Below are 287 nucleotides of genomic sequence, written 5' to 3' on the forward strand. Positions count from 1 at the left end.
GCGGAGATCACGTCTGTGGCCTTCCAGTTGTCTTGCGAAAGGCCCGCGTTCCACTTTGCGAAATCAGGGAACAGGGTCTCCACATTGATCCCGGAGGAGGTGTTGGCCTTGTCTGCGGTACCCAGGACGGTCTTCTTCAGGCTATCCGAGAACAGGTTCAGCAATGCGGTCGCGGCAGGTCCGTTTTTCTGGCGCAGATCCAACTGGCGGGCCGATTGGGAGCTCTTCTCGTCTGCCTCGCGCTGGGCAGCGATTTTCTTCTCCTCGTCGGCGGCCACGCGCTTGGC

General features: G+C 60.6%; 1 protein-coding gene. It reads right to left on the bottom strand.

The window, feature by feature from the left end; all coding sequences use genetic code 11:
• A partial coding sequence (locus EN818_RS33205) for a hypothetical protein (protein WP_189524022.1) occupies positions 1-287 on the bottom strand: 287 nt, incomplete at both ends.

The sequence above is a fragment of the Mesorhizobium sp. M3A.F.Ca.ET.175.01.1.1 genome, from assembly GCF_004791945.1.
Classification (GTDB): Bacteria; Pseudomonadota; Alphaproteobacteria; order Rhizobiales; family Rhizobiaceae; genus Mesorhizobium.